This window comes from Clostridioides mangenotii TR (genome assembly GCF_000498755.1).
Classification (GTDB): Bacteria; Bacillota; Clostridia; order Peptostreptococcales; family Peptostreptococcaceae; genus Metaclostridioides; species Metaclostridioides mangenotii_A.
The window spans coordinates 145,154-161,138 of record NZ_AXUS01000002.1; the positions used below are offsets into that span (position 1 = coordinate 145,154).

A 15,985-nucleotide genomic window follows, 5' to 3' on the forward strand; every position below is an offset into this window, starting at 1 on the left:
CAGCCCTACATACAATGGTAAATTCCTTCGTATTTTATTAACTCTTTTTGTTATCTTGAATGTCATTTGCTTTATTGTGTCCTGCCTTTGCTTTGCCCTGTATTTCTGGAACAGGTTCTACATCATTTTTTTTTGTTTTCATTTTCTTATTGCTTTCTGTTCCATGTGAATCCTTTGGATCCGGTCTTCTCATACCTGCTTTAGCCATAATTCACCATCCCTGAATAAATAATTTCGTACGCTATTATCATTAGCCGTTAAATAGGTTTCTATACCTGTAGACTACACTATTAAATTTCTGAATAAAATCCTCTCCTCTGCAAATAATAACACTACCAATAATAAAATGAAGGAGAATAATATTATGGCTAAAGATTCACAACTTGATCCAAAACCGATCCGTAAACAAAAATCAAAAGGTGGACCAACTATGGCAGAGAGCGCATTAGACGGTGAAAGCCGTAATGCAAAGAAGCAGTCTGGTAGTCGCCATAAACCCGGTAACGATAAATAATAATTTTCATGCAAAGGAGCAAATTATATGACTCGTGATAAACTCATAGACCAGATAAAAAATGAATATGCCAAGATAGCTGCTTCTGAATCCCAGGAGCATTTCCACCAAACTACAACTGATATGACACCTGAAGCATATTATGAAAACATATTAAACAAAGCTATGACTGAAATTGAAAAAGGAACTTTTGATGATTTTAAATCTGGCGAGGAAATAGTAACAGCTATTGCAAATGACAAAACTTGGCTTCAAGAATGGAAGTAATTTTAATCACCGATTTACTGAAAATGAAACCGCAGTCCATTTTTATAAGGGATTGCGGTTTCATATTTGTTTTAAATGGATTATACTTAATTTTTTTCATTAAAATATCAATAGTATGGTAGTTCTACATTGGTTTTATTTTTTTAACAAAATATATCTATACCTATCAACCTCCGAAAAATAGTAAGGATAATCTTTTTCTAACCGAATCTATCTGCTACTATTAATGTAATCTGTATAAAATTTTATAGTTTCATTCTTCTTTAAGTAGTCTCCTATCATAATTAATAAAACAATAGTAACTAGTTATGATTTTCTTTAAATTTCTCTTCAAGAATCTCGCATCTTTTTTCAAAACTAACTTCCTTCTCAATTTGGTGAAGCATCCATATATAGTGAAAAGGATCTTCGAACATAGCATTTATTACTCCCATTTCTTTCATTTCAGTAATAGGCTGTATTTCTTTACAATTTTGATTCATTACTTTATCATAAATTTCATTAATATCCGGTACTACAATGTTAATCCACATCGGTTTAGGGTCATTTTCTTTCGGCGCTATCAGGTGATATTCCACATTTTCATCTAAAAGGTGAAATCTTGTTCCATACATATTAAAAACTGCCTCGTTTCCACCTTCTCTAAAATCTGTTACTTCTATTCGCTCTACTTTAAATATATTTTCATAAGTTGTAATAGCTTTTATGGAATCTGGCACAACCATATCAATTTCTACACCAATCATAAGTATAATTTCCTTTCAATTTTAAAATTTATTATAATAATTTCATAAGTCATATAATAACAGCGAGGTGAGTTATGCTTTCGTATATTTTACCACCATCATAATTAAAAGAAAAGTATAAGTATAACATCGCCATAAAGTTTTTAATTGGCTTTTTAATTAGAATATGTAAATCGTAACTTTTAATGCTTCCTCTGCTAGTAATATTGGTTTAATTCCTTTTTCATCAATTATATTGCTACTTTCACCTCCTGATTATAGTATGTTCAAATATGAATAATTTTTAGCTTCATTTTTATAAATGTATCCAAATGTAATTTAACACATATATCTATAGTAAAACATTTAGGAGGTTTATTATGTATCAAAATATTTACCCAAACCCTATTCAATTGCAAAATTCAATAAATTTGATACAAGATTCAATAAACTCTATGGAGCAAGATTTACTTTTATATAATTGGTTAAGTGATAAAATACCTATTTCAGAAATACAAACATTACCCTCACCTAATGCTGAAGAGTTATATGATATTATCGAAATAGTTGAATCACTAAAAAATGATATCATTAATAATAGCAATTTGTTGAAAGAAATATATTATCAACTGACGGGTACTTATGCCAATATCGATCAAGGTTATTATTTTGTTCCACCGAGAGATATATTTACAGGTATATATGATTCCATTGTAAAAACTACTAAGTATGTAAAGCAATTAAGACTCATAATGTTTGGATTACCAAATTATTACTATAGAGATGCACTTTTTAGTATAATATCTGATGAATTAAATCATGGAACTTTACTAAATCATATGTATTCAAAATTAATACGCATTCAAAATGAACAAAATCTTAATATCCCTATACCATTACAATAATTTAAATTAGAAATAGAAGAAAATAAACTGTTAAGAATGATTTGCTCACTATCAATTTCACAGAGTTAAATATGGTTTATACAAAGGAAATTGGATTCATGGTAAACCCAGAAACATTCGATTACAGTTTCCACATGAGGTGTGTGATACAATACACTGTGTAATGATCAATAAAATAGAAAAATATTTGCAAATATTAGAAATAAAATAAGGGTAGAATTTAAGCTACCCTTTGTTGACTACATTAATTTTCTTTACTTTGTTCCTATTAAAAATTGCAATAAAAAACATCCGCTTAAGGGACGGATGTTCTTAGGTCTGAAAATTGGAAATTCATCTTGCCATATGAAATTATCTATTCTCATAAGTATTATATCAAATAAAATAAGAACTTTGTTAATTATTTATTAATTATAAAATAATTCTATATTGACTACACTTAGTATTCATTAAACTTATTCTATAGAGCAATAAGATCTTCTTGTTCTTGCATCTCTTATCTATAGTATTATCAATCTTCTCGTTTTTCTCTAATTCTTTGAAGTTAACTCCAAAACTTAAGTCCCCCTTTATCATTTGGTACACGAATTAACGTATTGGTTCTTTCATTAATTCATCATAAATCTTATAAATTAAAGCCCTAATAATTATGCGATTCAGTTATACCTAATTGATATTATATATTTGTTACTATTTCCTTTCCTTCATCTTATTTATTACTGGAGTGAAGGTGTTCCAAAATTGCCCATGGATGCGTTTCAAATCTATCTTTTACACCTAGTCTCGCTGAATTAGTTTTAATGTATTACTTATATAAAAAACTTTTAGGTTATCCTTATTATCAAGGGTGGCAAGTAAAACGCTTTTTACTCCAGTATGATATAAATTTTCTAATTTGGAGATAACCCAACTTTCATCTTTATGAAGTTCATTTAGCTCCTTAAAATTAATTTTACCTTCTTTGATAATTATTCTTGGAAAATTAAAAGGTTCCGTTTCTATATTCAAGGATGAAGGTGTAATTGATTCGTATTGTGGATGTAAAAAAATAGAAATTTTACCATCCGGCTCCCAAGTTGCTAATGCTACCTTTTTCACATCCTCTACTTTTTCTTCGCGAAATTCTTCTAATAATATATCGATTGAAATTCTTGCTTTTTTTAACCCGTTATATAGGATTTCACCATTTTTAACAATTGTAATTGGTGAATTATTAATAAGTCTTCTAATATACGGAAATTTAAGTGTGAGGAATACTCCGCCAAGATAAAGGATAACTAATACAAGTGATGTAATAATGGAGCCTTTTAATCCAAGTTTTTCATCAGACAGTGGATGAGCAATAATATTACCAATTACTATAGTAATAGCAAAATCAATTAGTCTTAATTGAGAAATGGTACGTTGCCCTAATAGTTTTGCAACAGCTAGTAAAAAGAAAAAAGCAAAAATAGCACGAAGTATCCAGTCAATGGCACTAAGTGTTTCCTGACCATGTAAAAAGTCCATAAAAGATCTCCTTTATCTAAAAGATTTAATACTTATGTTATTTTAACCAATTTACTATTAATTCACTCATAGTTACATTCCCATACATAACGCCAGGGAGGTGCTAGAACTATATTTATGGGCTTCTGAAGATAACGGCGAAGAATTACCTGCACAATCCTCCGAACAATATAAATGCTTTAAAGAAGCTAAAAATATGGTAGGCAGAATACTATTAGTTAAATAGAAACAGGACAATTCAATCCATCAGCAAAGTCAGCACTTATTTTGTTTATTACTTTGGATAAAAAATTTGAAGAATTATTTTATTTTGAAGAATAGTAAAATAATCCTTTACAAAGAATTAAATAAACAAAAAGAAGACCTATTTAGTTATCAGGCCTTCTTTATTCTATACACTCTGTAGGTGTGTAGGTGCTTTATCTTCTCTAATTCACTTTAAAAACTGGTTGTATCAAACTTCCTTTGTCTTTTTCATAATATCTTTTTCTTCATTGATAAATGTTATTATAATACGGATATAATTTTTGTATAACGCTTTTAATGTCTTTGTTGTCTAAATTCAAATTTCTAATATTGCAAAGGCTTTTATTAAATTCTTTATCATCAAATCTCCTTCTATATTCTAAGGGAGTACAGTTATATTCTTTTTTAAAAACCTTATAAAAGTAGCTGGTACTGGAGAAGCCATTCATTAAAGCTATCTCAGTCATATTTTTATTGCTGTGTATAATCATATTTGTTGCTTTTTCTAATCTTATTTTATTTAAATAATTTTGAAACGACATCCCAATATCATCTTTAATGCAATGGGACAAAAAATGATAATTTAGATTGAATTCACTTGCTACTTCGCTTAATGTAATATTAGTATTATATTTTTTGTTAATAAAGTTTGTAATATTATTAATTCTATTGTCTTTTCGAACTTCACTATTCTTTGATCCTCTTTTATTTACCTCAAAATTATTATATAAATGTTCTCCTATTAAAGAAACATAACTACAGGCTTTTAACTCAAATCCATTTTCCTTTTTTACTAAAACCAATAATAAATTTGCAATTAAATTTCTCACTTTATCATATATATACTTATTATCATCATTCTCAAAAATAGAGTTACATTTAAAATAGATGTAATTATAGCTAGGTAGATATTTTGTTAGTATTTTAACATTGATTTTAAGAGATACAAATCTGTTTTTACTTAAACTCGTAATTGAATGTGTTTCATTCCCGTTTATTAATAAAAAATCATCTTCTTTGAGAATACTTGTTTCATTTCTAATATTTACTTTTATACTTCCTTCTATAACTAAAATAAACTCTAGTTCTTCATGACAGTGAATACTGGAACAGCTATTTTGATGAAAAACTACATCAATTGGAAAAGTATTCTGGTCTATTTTGTTAATAAATTTATCATTTATTACTACTCACTCCTTGTTATTCATTAAGAATAATAATTTGCGATCTATAGATTCGTCTTTATTTCAACAATAATATATATATTAAGGATTTCGTTGTTAAATGTAAAATACCCATTGCTAATGGATATGAAACACTCTCTATTCTTTTCAGTAAATAAGAACAAAAAGGGACTCAAAATATATATTTTAGGTCCCTTTTTTGTTCTTATTTTAAAATTAATTGTTTAAGTTCTTTAATTTATCTTTATTTTCCTATATAGTTTTTTAGTTGTGATAGTCTTTGAGATATCTTGACAGCTGTATCATATCTATCAACTCCATCAACTCTTTCCTTTTTCTCTACTCCTAAATTATCCTCAATACTCTTAGATACTGACTTATAGCCTCCACCTATTAGTATATTTTTTATTGACCAATCATTAATTTTGCTACTAGTTGTTTCTAATAGTTTGTTTGGCGGTGTTAACATTATAGGTGCTTTAAATTTAGATGCTAAACTATTTATTGTTATACCATCAGGGAAATCAGTCCCATCAACCAAGATCAAATCATCATAATTTCCAGTTAGATTTCTTACTTCTGACCCAACTAACTCAGCTGTCTCATATCTGTCAGCTCCACCTATTCTACTTATATTAGTAACTTCTAGATTATCTTCTATATTTTTTGACACAGAATTATAACTTCCACCAATTGTTGTATTTTTGATATTCCACTCTTGTAAGGTATCTTTAGTCGATTTCACCAATTGTTCCGGTTGAGTTATTAATATTGGTGCTCTCTTTTGAGATGCCAACGCAGAGATTGTAATCACGTCAGGGAAATTTGTTCCATCTACTAAAATTGCATCATCTAGATTACCAGACAATGATCTTACTTCATCTCCTATTTTAACTGCAGTTTCGTATCTATCTTCACCAGCTATCCTTCTGACATTAAAATTATTAAGCTGTTTCTCAACATTTTCAGAAACAGAGTCTACCCCACCAGATATTATAACTTCTCCAACTTTTAATCTCTTAATTTCGTTCACAGTTTTTTGATCAACAAAATCTTTTGAAGTTAAAAGAATGGAACAATTTTTTTCATTTGCTAATACTGTAGCAGTCAATATATCTGTATATTTTTCACCGCTTGCCAAAATTACCGCCGATTTTTTTGAACAATTTACAACTTTTCTTTTCGTGTTTCCGCTCTCTGCATATGTATTTACTGTGCTAGTCATAAGTAATCCACTAATAACTACTGAACCTGCCATTAAAACTGATATATACTTTTTAATATGCATTTAAAATCCACTCCTCCTTTTATAAAAAAATTTATTCCTATACATATCCATTTAGTATATAGATATCTGTTAGTATAATTTTTTATTATGATTTAAATTTATACTAACATAACTATTGCAGGGTTTTTACTGTTAATATATGTTAACGCCATAAAGCTGGGAGATTTTTATGAAAAGTAAAGCGTGATATTGGTGATCATAACTCAAACAGATTTAATCTTTTAAAAGGAGGCTTTATATCTAAATATAATAAATATTAGTAATAAATAAAAAATAGGGTAGCAATTAAGCTACCCTATATCACAGTTATATACTCTATTTTTTGCTTGACAATTAAACATAAAAATCCTAAAATAATTAATTCGTAACTTTTACTTAAAAAGTACAAACTACATTAATTTTCTACTTTCCAACCACTCTACTACTTTTCTATATGTCTCTTTAAGTCATTACCAAAAAACTTAGTTAAACTGTCTGGAAACTTCTGTAATTCTCTTGATTCCTCCACCTAAATAGGTATAATACCCTCAATATAAAGTCATACATTGCAGCCATATTTATTAAATAACTATAAAGTTTAAAAAGAATTTTATTTTAAAAATGAATTATAAACTATCTGAGATTATTTGAATAGTTCTTTTGAAATTTACGACACCATATCCTTGGGAGCTGTTAGGATATTCATATAATTTATTTCTTGTAGCCCCTATCATTAAATATGATTTTAGAACTTGAGAATACAACTCCAATTTTGGATAAATACCATGTTTATATATATACTCAATTAACAATGCTAACATACCAGATATAATAGAACTACTTATTCCCGTTCCTGTTCCTGTTCTATAGCTGTTATTACCATAAGTAGAAATAATATTAACACCAGGAGCTACAAAATCCGGTTTAGTAGAAGCGCCCATTGATGGACCTCTTGATGAACCAAACCATATGCTATCATATCTATTGTCATAAGCACCTACAGTAATTATATTTTCACCAATGCCAAATAAAGTAATAGTTGAATATGGACTCGCTTCTATAAATCCATCATAAGGACCTAAAAGATTCTTATTGGGTAGATAAACGTGATACTCACCATTTATAAATACATCCGGCCTAACTCTAAGTGTCCACGCTCCTGGTTTCATATTTCTGAGGTTTATCTCAAGAAGTTCAGATCCTGTAGTTATCCATGGATATATGTATCTAATTCTATATGTTGTGTTTTCTAAATTGAACTTTCCTATGTACTCATAATAATCCGGTGCATAGTATGCAGTATAACTCACCTCTCCAGACGGTGAAATTAGTGTAGCGTTTATCCTATCTAAATCAACTCCTTTAATATAAACATCTAAGTTTTGTCCTTCTCCATATTGAATAATAATATCATTTACATCTGTCTGGCTTATAAATTTACCAGCATGATGTATGTATGTGTTTCTTTGGTCTCCTGCACCACATACTACAAGTATTCCTGGATAATCCAATTCAGTAAATGTATTTAGAGCTGTTATAAATCCAATTGAAGATCTTGCACCGACCGTTAAGTTTATTATTAGAAATTTTTCTTCTCTTACTGCAACATTAATAACATATGAAAATGCTGCTAAAAAATCTGACATTGTATAATTACGTTTTTCTACATAATATTTCCCTGGATATGATCTTAACTTAACGACAATTAACTCAGAGCCCTCCGCTATCCCTTTATAGTTAGAATTTATCCTTCCATTACCAACTGTGATTCCTGCAGCCATCGTCCCTGTACCTATATCATCTCTACTTAAGTTTCCATCATTTCTTGCTATAGCAGCATTTAATTCTTCCCTAGAAAATTCACTTCCAAATAAATACCCTTCCGGGGGAGGATTTATACTGCCTTCTTGATCCCATAATCTCATTATTTTACTGGAGCCATCTTCTCTTATTAAATCTGGATGTAAATAACTGACTCCTGAATCTATATTTGCAATTATTACTCCTTTTCCTGTAATATCATTGTATTCATTATTATAAATATAATCCACTTCCGTTATCTTTCTTGAACTTTCCCCAATTTCTATATAATTCGTTATATCTATCAAAGAACTCATTGGAGTCGATTCATTATACCAAGATATCTCATAAATATCATTTAAAATAGTTGAATTGAAATCTAAAGGTGTGTACAGGACTGCAAGTCTATTATTTAATATTATAAAGTTATTTAGGCCTCTCTCCCTAAGAGCAGATTCTAAGTCATCTTGATACGCAATATAATATGATTTTTCCATATATCCTCCTCTTTAAATAAATCAAATATCTTTCTAATATTTAAACCTCCATATCCATAATTTTAATTTGGATAATGAATGTTTAGACTTTGATCAGCTCCCAATTATACAAATGTTTTAAAATTATAAGTCTAGAGTCAATTTTTCCTCATCTTCACTAAGTAGTTCAGATTCCACCTCGACTATTTCTCCATTAGATTGTAGTCTACAGGGTATGTGTCTGTACATCCCCTTCATATCCAGCTCCGGGTATTTTAATTTCTTTATTCTAATATATTATTACCTTAATGAATTTATGAATTTCATTAATCCTTATCTTTTAAATATTTAACCATTACGAAACATTATCCCATTAGAAAAAAGACATTATAATCCATCCACTTTTTGCCTATAATATAGCCCAAGTATTTCATACTAATATTAAAGATCCCTCATTCGCTCCATAAACTACCTCCAAAATTTTTTAAAATTATATAAGGGATAGATGATCTACCCCAATTTTTTATTGCAATAAAAGCACCTATGTAGATGCAAACGAAGAAATAAATGAAGGTGAACACTAATAAATTAAGAGAAAAACCATCCCTAGATAAATTAGCGTTGTATACATTAAATATTCTCTCTTATATGGAATTAGAATTTATTAGCAAAATGTAAACATTTATAAAAAAGTTTTTGTTATATATCTTTTTATAAAATTTATCGACAAAATAACCTATATTACTGTATGATATAAGTAAATTGAATATCCATGCATAGAGAAAGGAACTACAATGACAAAAAAAAGAATTAATCGTAGAGTTAAATATAGAATTAAACGCAAACCTTTATTAATATTAATTGTATTATTATTTATATCAATTGTATTATTATTTTCACTTGTTAGTTTGAATAAACACTCAAACAATGACATTGAAAAACATGTTCTCCGTGAAAAGAAGAAAACAAGTATTACTTTGAGCTTTGCTGGTGATGTTACTATGGGTAATGATATGGGTTCTACTGGAAGCGAAACTTTTGATGGAGAGTTTAAAAAACAAAATAATGATTATTCATATTTCTTTAAAAATGTGAAATCAATATTTGAAAATGATGATATTACTATAGTTAATTTAGAGGGTCCATTAACAACATCTACTGATGGAAACAAAGAAAAACAATTTGCCTTTAAAGGAGATCCGTCTTATGTAAATATATTAAAAGAAGGCAATATAGAAGCTGTAGGTATAGCAAATAATCATTCCTTAGATTATTTCGAAAAGGGATTAGAAGATACAAAAAATATATTGGATAGTAATGGTATAAAATATTCTGGAATGGGCGAAAAAGCTATAATAGAATCCAAAGGTATTAAGGTTGGACTACTTGCCTATAATGGTTGGGAATCTAACTATAATGATAAATATTTAGAAGATATAAAAAATGATATAGATGAACTTAAAAAAGAAGCAGACTTAGTAACTGTTTATTTCCATTGGGGTGTAGAAAAAGAAAATTATCCTACTAAGGTTCAAAAAGATTTCGCCCATTTCAGTATTGATAATGGTGCTGATTTAGTAATGGGAAGTCATCCCCATGTACTACAAGGCATAGAATCTTACCCAAATAAAGATGGAGAAGAAAAAATAATAGCATATAGTCTAAGCAATTTTTGTTTTGGTGGGAACAAAAATCCTAGTGATAAAGATTCAATGATATATCAACAAACATTTAATTTTGAAAATGGAAAATTAATAAACTCTAAAAAACCAAATATATTACCATGTACTATATCATCTTCAAAGTACAGAAACACCTACCAACCTACACCATTAGAGGGTGAAGAAGGTGAAAGAGTTCTGAATAGAATTAAGGAATATAGTAAGGGTCTATAAAATATTTTTATTCATTCAGCTAATATATTTATTATTAGGTTTATATCCAAGAAACAAAATAGGGTAGCAAATTAAGCTACCCTATGAATTATTTACTTTTCCAACGTTGAAAAAAATACACCTCTGATTATTAATTCTTTTTATTTAGTTTTAAAATTTAAGCAAAATTTTATAGAGAATAGATGATATATGATCTTGTGGTACGATTATACCATCATTTAACCATTCTATTAATACACCTACAACTCCAGAAACAATAAATATAGATTCAACTTCATCAAACTCAGATATATTTTTACATAATCCATCCTGTAAAATTTTTTTATTAAAAAAATACTTGAGTTTATTGAGGTTTTTTCCATTTGAATCTGACTGTACAAGAAGTAAAAAAATATCTTGATTCTTTTGAAAGTATTCTGTGATATTTTTTGTAAATGTTAAAAGATTTGTTGGATCACAATTCGGATAGGATTCATCAAATAATTGTCCAAGTTCACCATACAATTCATCTTCTATATGATCGTACAAATCGTAAACATCATTATAGTGTAAGTAAAATGTACCTCTTCCAAGATTAGCTCTTCTAGATATTTCAGACACTGTTATGCGATTAAGTTTCTTTTCCTCCATAAGGGATAAAAATGCTTCACGGATAGCTTTTTTTGTTTTTATTGATCTTCTATCTTTCATATATTCCTCCTAAACTATACACTTTCAAGTTAAGTGTACAGTATTGAACACATAATCGATTATTGCCGATTGTATGAATAATTAACTAAAAGTATAATGAACACATGAATATAAGTCAACACATGTTCATGATATTGAAAATAGATTTTTAGGAGAGATAATTATGATTTTATATTTTACTGGTACAGGTAATAGTAGGTATGTAGCTCAAAAAATTTCAAAAGAAATTAATGATGAAATAGTTTCTATAAATCATCTTATGAAACAGAAAAATAAAAAACAACTGGTGTCAAAAGATCGTCCATTTATATTCGTATGTCCAACCTATGCCTGGAGACTTCCGCAGGTTGTGACTGAGTTTATCACAACAATGACTTTCTCTGGTAGTAACAAGGTATATTTCATAATGACTTGTGGAGCTGATACATCAAACTCAATATGTTATATTAAAAAGCTGTGCCTAGATAAAAACTGGGATTTGAAAGGTATAGCAGAGGTTATAATGCCTGATAATTACATAGCTTTATTTCCGTCATCTGATGAAAATACAGTAAAAAAAATAATACTAAATGCTAACCCTCTAATATATCAAATTGCTTCAGATATAGGTAATGAAAATAATTTTATCACTATTGCTCCAAGTGGATTTAAAGGAAAAATAAAAAGCGGAATTGTAAATTTACTTTTCTATAAATTATTTGTTCATGCAAAAGGCTTTTATACTACTGAACTCTGTAATGGTTGTGGAAAGTGTGTAAAGTTATGCCCTCTTAATAATATTGTGCTGAATAACAATAGGCCCTATTGGTCAAATAAGTGTACCCATTGTATGGCATGTATTTCTTGTTGCCCTAATGAAGCTATTGAGTACAAAAATAAAACACAAGGTAAAACAAGATATTATTTAAAATAAAAAATGAGGATAGCAAATAAACTACCCTTTTATATAATCTATTTTATAAATTATTTGCATCTAAATTAAGTATTAAGTCTATGCTTTTATATATTGCATAGGCTTAATACTTAATTCCCTTTTCTTTGAATATATTCATACTATCAACCTCCTATGGATAGTATGGTCATTGGAGAGTGATTGTATGGATATAACGAAAAGTATACAAAACTTTAATTAGAACATAAATCTGACCCAATTTGAATAGCAAAAGCGGCTTGTTGTTGTTAATTTACCCCAAAATTTGCAATAAAAAAACACCACATAAAGCGGTGCTTTTTCATGAATATATAATACACAATGCAAAATTTAAGGAGAAACACGATTAAGTGAACCAATAATCCTGTATAAGTATTATATACAATTATCTTATTTTAATACTAAAAAAACACCTCATATGTTAAAGATGCTTTTTAGTGGTAATAGAATAATTTTTATAGTTTACATTTTTTAGATTTATCTAAGATGTTATTACAATGTATTAAATTAACCTTAATATTATGCAATAAAAAAGAACTCTACTTTGTATAGTCCTCGCTCGTTTTTTCCTTAGATTCTGTTTCTTCTATCTTATTCTACTGCTGATTCCATCATTAGTCGGTTTAGCATATGTTTCAACTTTATTCTTGGTTTTATTTTATGAATTGTCTTATCCCTACCACAACTAGCTACTGAATTAACATAATTAATGACTTGTTTAATTTTTTATTATTAATTACTAAAATTAAGAAAAAGAAAAGACCTAGAATTAATCTAAGTCTTTCTTTTAATATATTTAATCAAAGAAGGAAAACAATCAGCAAGTGTATGTAGGAGGCATACCTGCTTAATAATTACTTGCATATTGAGTGAGACCTCACACTCACCCCATATTTAGAGATTCGCGTAAAATATAGAAATCCCTCCTTATATAAGTAAATTTACTAGATTTACCTATAAATAACTGTTATATCCTCTTTAATTTAACTTTCTAAACCTACTTAATGTCCTAATAACCTTTTAAATGTAATTAAAAATGTAAATAAAGAAATTATGGTAGTAAATATTGTTATCTCTTCTCTCATGTCTATCGCCTCACTAATAATTAAAAACCATATATTCACTAGTTCTTCTAAGTGAACAATTCTACATTATGTATTGCAAAATTACGATTTCACTATTAATCTTATATCTTGGTCTTTCATTCAACTTTTTATATTTTTACCATCGCTAGAAGTTAACATTATGGCAACAATTAATAATATATTAAAAAAAATCTAAAAAAAAGGATAAGACATCACTTACGTCGAATTATTTTTATATATGAACACGTTTTATGGCAAAATTTAGTTTAAACAATCAATAAATAGGACTTTATAGGTTTGTTATTTGATCTTAATTTATATCATAGTCTCGTATTAATTAACTTTCTCAAATAAGAATAAATTTTTTTATCAATAGAATCAAAATAATTCTTATACTGCAACTATTAATCTTATAGGGGGCGTGACTATGTATAGAATAGTTATTTATAAGGATAGTATTATCCAGATCAAGGTTGGTGATATAATTTGCTAGATTCAAATTTGTTTTGGCTGTTAATGACACTAATAGCAGGAGTAATTGAGTGGTATGTGTTAAAGTATATTTTTGATGAAGCAAGTGAAGCAAAAAGAAGTAAATTAGTCTCAAATCTGTTATTTCTAGTACCTATTTGTGTGCTTTTTCTCATGACTGTAATTGGAGTTAATCCGATTTTAAAATTATTAATTGGTATAGCTATGGCTTTCACAATATTTAAATATAATTATAAAGTAACAATATTGAAATGTGTATTTATAACTTTATTTTATTTTATGTTGTTAGCTGGAGTTGATACAATAGCTGGTAGTTTAGTGATTTTAATAAACAGAGTTCCTAGTATGGATGTACTTTTAGGAGATAACGTATTTAGGTTAGAAAATACCATTATGGCTAAGTCATTGCTATTATTATTAATACCTATAATTAAAGGAATTAAATTAAAAATTGAAATAAGCAAAAGAGAATATATATACATAACTATTCCAATTATTGCCAACATCATTAGTATCGTTACAATTATTAGTTTATTGTTTTCTATATCAACTATTAGCTATTCACAAAGTATAATTGCATTCTCTGCATCATGTGTATTATTACTTTCAAACGCATCATTAATTTTGATTGTATCCAACATAGTGAAACATAATGATTCAAGAGTAGTAAACGAGATAATTAAAGAAAAGACGGAATTACAATATAAACACTATTTGTGTTTACAGAAAAAACAAATGAACACTTTTTATGATACACATAATTTATTTTTAGATGTACTTTTAAATGAGAAAAAATCTATTTGTGATGAAAGTATTATAGATTTTAATGTAGATGTAGATTTTTCTAAGTGCGATTTTATGGAAACCGCAGATGTATGTTGTATATATTCAAATATGATTGATAATTCAATAGAAGCGTGTAAAAATATTAGAAACAATAGTATGATAAAGAGAATAGATATTTCGGGTAAAGTTGTAAATAAATTTCATGTAATAAAGTGCAAAAATCCCAAAACTAATAAACTTATTCTAAAAAATAAAATAATTACAGATGAGCAGGAACCTCTTGCATCTTTGCCATTTGGAATTGGTATAAATAGTATAATAAAATCAGTAGAAAAGTATAAGGGAGAGGTAGTACTAGATTTAACTGAAGATGATTTTGAAATGACTATTTTGATACCTTTAGTTAGAAATCGATTTAAGGTAATAGGAAGCTTAAATTAGTTTAATTAATGAAAAATATTTGGAGGGGATGAAAATGGTTAAGTCTTGCGCTAATAAGATTACATCACTTTTAATTGCCAAGAAGACAATAGAATATGAAGATTATGAAATTTATTCATTTGGATTTGAGACATTAATAGCTTCTATAGGTAACATAATTATTATACTAACTATAGGAGCATTGTTAAATAGATTTATTGAAACACTATTATTTTTAGTATTTTACTGTTCAATAAGGCAATTTGCTGGTGGGTTTCATGCTGAAAATTATATAAGATGTTTGTTTTGTTTCATTACGATGTTCCTAACAAATTTATACGTGTTAGATAAACTAATTGATTCAAATTTAACTACACTTATAATAGTATTAGCATCTGTAAGTTACATGGGGATACTTTTTTTAGTGCCACAAGAGCATAGACATAATCCTTTAAGTAGCAAAGAAAGAAAAAAATATAAAAAAATAGTAATATATCTCTGTAGTATTCTAATAGTAATTTCAGCTATATGCTTTAATTTTACGATAACTTATGAGTATGCTATGTATTTATCATCTGTTATTGTATGTATTTTTATAATGTTAATTCTAGGTCTCATCAAGAAAGGAGTGACTAACTTATGAAAAAAGATATAACTTCAACAGTATTGGAAAAAGTAGGATCTTTAGCGGTAAGTGCTATTAAATTATCAGCTAACTCTACTTGTACATTTTTAAATCATCAAGCAAAAATGCCACAGGATATAAAAAATTTTAAAAAGAAATAGAAAGTCC

General features: G+C 27.9%; 16 protein-coding genes and 2 pseudogenes. 10 read left to right on the forward strand and 8 right to left on the reverse strand.

Features of this window, described 5'->3' with window-relative positions; genetic code table 11:
* Positions 1-37: 37 nt before the first annotated feature.
* On the reverse strand, positions 38-208 hold the full coding sequence (locus T473_RS18815; protein WP_200865869.1) for a hypothetical protein: 171 nt from the start codon (positions 206-208) through the stop codon (positions 38-40).
* A 156-nt stretch (positions 209-364) separates the two neighbouring features.
* Here T473_RS18815 and T473_RS18820 point away from each other — a divergent pair, with 156 nt between their 5' ends.
* Both T473_RS18820 and T473_RS0101645 read left to right on the forward strand, forming a co-directional pair.
* Positions 365-514, forward strand: coding sequence for a hypothetical protein (locus tag T473_RS18820; RefSeq protein WP_200865870.1), 150 nt, complete (start codon positions 365-367; stop codon positions 512-514).
* A gap of 27 nt (positions 515-541) precedes the next feature.
* Positions 542-781 carry a hypothetical protein gene (locus tag T473_RS0101645; RefSeq protein ID WP_024620339.1) on the forward strand — a complete coding sequence of 80 codons (240 nt, stop codon included), beginning with the start codon at positions 542-544 and terminating at the stop codon, positions 779-781.
* 302 nt (positions 782-1,083) lie between these two features.
* Here the strand turns inward: T473_RS0101645 and T473_RS0101650 are convergent, their stop codons facing one another.
* Positions 1,084-1,527 carry a VOC family protein gene (locus tag T473_RS0101650; protein ID WP_024620340.1) on the reverse strand — a complete coding sequence of 148 codons (444 nt, stop codon included), beginning with the start codon at positions 1,525-1,527 and terminating at the stop codon, positions 1,084-1,086.
* Positions 1,528-1,886: 359 nt separating this feature from the next.
* On the opposite strand from T473_RS0101650, the gene T473_RS0101655 reads away from it, so the two are divergent.
* Positions 1,887-2,411, forward strand: coding sequence for a hypothetical protein (locus T473_RS0101655; RefSeq protein WP_024620341.1), 525 nt, complete (start codon positions 1,887-1,889; stop codon positions 2,409-2,411).
* Between the two features lie 777 nt (positions 2,412-3,188).
* Here the strand turns inward: T473_RS0101655 and T473_RS0101660 are convergent.
* On the reverse strand, positions 3,189-3,920 hold the full coding sequence (locus T473_RS0101660) for a DUF421 domain-containing protein (protein ID WP_024620342.1): 732 nt from the start codon (positions 3,918-3,920) through the stop codon (positions 3,189-3,191).
* 100 nt (positions 3,921-4,020) lie between these two features.
* Between T473_RS0101660 and T473_RS19355 the strand changes: the two genes are divergently transcribed.
* On the forward strand, positions 4,021-4,146 hold the full coding sequence (locus T473_RS19355) for a hypothetical protein (protein WP_278246341.1): 126 nt from the start codon (positions 4,021-4,023) through the stop codon (positions 4,144-4,146).
* Positions 4,143-4,241: pseudogene (locus T473_RS18980) on the forward strand (helix-turn-helix transcriptional regulator); the annotation flags it as partial. The gene T473_RS19355 and the pseudogene T473_RS18980, both read left to right, overlap by 4 nt.
* A 170-nt stretch (positions 4,242-4,411) precedes the next feature.
* On the opposite strand, the gene T473_RS0101665 reads toward T473_RS18980, so the two are convergent.
* The 4 genes and pseudogenes from T473_RS0101665 to cspC form a co-directional block, all read right to left on the reverse strand.
* Positions 4,412-4,996 carry a helix-turn-helix transcriptional regulator gene (locus tag T473_RS0101665; protein ID WP_024620343.1) on the reverse strand — a complete coding sequence of 195 codons (585 nt, stop codon included), beginning with the start codon at positions 4,994-4,996 and terminating at the stop codon, positions 4,412-4,414.
* A pseudogene (locus T473_RS20035) lies at positions 4,997-5,350 on the reverse strand (cupin domain-containing protein); the annotation flags it as partial.
* A 244-nt stretch (positions 5,351-5,594) separates the two neighbouring features.
* Positions 5,595-6,638: a cell wall-binding repeat-containing protein gene (locus T473_RS17115; protein ID WP_024620344.1), complete on the reverse strand. Its 1,044-nt coding sequence runs from the start codon at positions 6,636-6,638 to the stop codon at positions 5,595-5,597.
* 605 nt (positions 6,639-7,243) lie between these two features.
* Entirely contained in the window at positions 7,244-8,914 is a 1,671-nt protein-coding gene (gene cspC / locus T473_RS0101675) for a bile acid germinant receptor pseudoprotease CspC (protein WP_024620345.1), read from the reverse strand.
* 773 nt (positions 8,915-9,687) lie between these two features.
* On the opposite strand from cspC, the gene T473_RS0101685 reads away from it, so the two are divergent.
* A complete protein-coding gene (locus T473_RS0101685) occupies positions 9,688-10,788 on the forward strand; it encodes a CapA family protein (RefSeq protein ID WP_024620346.1) in 1,101 nt (366 codons plus the stop codon).
* Positions 10,789-10,938: 150 nt separating this feature from the next.
* On the opposite strand, the gene T473_RS0101690 is transcribed toward T473_RS0101685, so the two are convergent.
* Positions 10,939-11,478, reverse strand: a complete 540-nt coding sequence (locus T473_RS0101690) for a TetR/AcrR family transcriptional regulator (protein WP_024620347.1) — start codon at positions 11,476-11,478, stop codon at positions 10,939-10,941.
* A gap of 163 nt (positions 11,479-11,641) precedes the next feature.
* Between T473_RS0101690 and T473_RS0101695 the strand changes: the two genes are divergently transcribed.
* The 4 genes from T473_RS0101695 to T473_RS17565 all read left to right on the forward strand — a co-directional run bounded on the left by T473_RS0101695 (position 11,642) and on the right by T473_RS17565 (position 15,978).
* Positions 11,642-12,391, forward strand: coding sequence for an EFR1 family ferrodoxin (locus T473_RS0101695; RefSeq protein WP_024620348.1), 750 nt, complete (start codon positions 11,642-11,644; stop codon positions 12,389-12,391).
* A 1,589-nt stretch (positions 12,392-13,980) separates the two neighbouring features.
* Positions 13,981-15,213 (forward strand): GHKL domain-containing protein, encoded by a 1,233-nt coding sequence (locus T473_RS0101700; protein ID WP_024620349.1) that lies wholly within the window; start codon positions 13,981-13,983, stop codon positions 15,211-15,213.
* A 34-nt stretch (positions 15,214-15,247) separates the two neighbouring features.
* Entirely contained in the window at positions 15,248-15,835 is a 588-nt protein-coding gene (locus T473_RS0101705) for an accessory gene regulator ArgB-like protein (protein ID WP_024620350.1), read from the forward strand.
* Positions 15,832-15,978 carry an AgrD family cyclic lactone autoinducer peptide gene (locus T473_RS17565; RefSeq protein ID WP_077173542.1) on the forward strand — a complete coding sequence of 49 codons (147 nt, stop codon included), beginning with the start codon at positions 15,832-15,834 and terminating at the stop codon, positions 15,976-15,978. Before T473_RS0101705 ends, T473_RS17565 begins: the two co-directional genes overlap by 4 nt.
* The last annotated feature ends 7 nt before the right edge of the window (positions 15,979-15,985 follow it).

Coding starts and splice junctions, on each gene's coding strand:
- T473_RS18815 (WP_200865869.1), bottom strand. CDS start 208: ATGGCTAAAGCAGGTATGAGAAGACCGGATCCAAAGGATTCACATGGA.
- T473_RS18820 (WP_200865870.1), top strand. CDS start 365: ATGGCTAAAGATTCACAACTTGATCCAAAACCGATCCGTAAACAAAAA.
- T473_RS0101645 (WP_024620339.1), top strand. CDS start 542: ATGACTCGTGATAAACTCATAGACCAGATAAAAAATGAATATGCCAAG.
- T473_RS0101650 (WP_024620340.1), bottom strand. CDS start 1,527: ATGATTGGTGTAGAAATTGATATGGTTGTGCCAGATTCCATAAAAGCT.
- T473_RS0101655 (WP_024620341.1), top strand. CDS start 1,887: ATGTATCAAAATATTTACCCAAACCCTATTCAATTGCAAAATTCAATA.
- T473_RS0101660 (WP_024620342.1), bottom strand. CDS start 3,920: ATGGACTTTTTACATGGTCAGGAAACACTTAGTGCCATTGACTGGATA.
- T473_RS17115 (WP_024620344.1), bottom strand. CDS start 6,638: ATGCATATTAAAAAGTATATATCAGTTTTAATGGCAGGTTCAGTAGTT.
- cspC (WP_024620345.1), bottom strand. CDS start 8,914: ATGGAAAAATCATATTATATTGCGTATCAAGATGACTTAGAATCTGCT.
- T473_RS0101685 (WP_024620346.1), top strand. CDS start 9,688: ATGACAAAAAAAAGAATTAATCGTAGAGTTAAATATAGAATTAAACGC.
- T473_RS0101690 (WP_024620347.1), bottom strand. CDS start 11,478: ATGAAAGATAGAAGATCAATAAAAACAAAAAAAGCTATCCGTGAAGCA.
- T473_RS0101695 (WP_024620348.1), top strand. CDS start 11,642: ATGATTTTATATTTTACTGGTACAGGTAATAGTAGGTATGTAGCTCAA.
- T473_RS0101705 (WP_024620350.1), top strand. CDS start 15,248: ATGGTTAAGTCTTGCGCTAATAAGATTACATCACTTTTAATTGCCAAG.
- T473_RS17565 (WP_077173542.1), top strand. CDS start 15,832: ATGAAAAAAGATATAACTTCAACAGTATTGGAAAAAGTAGGATCTTTA.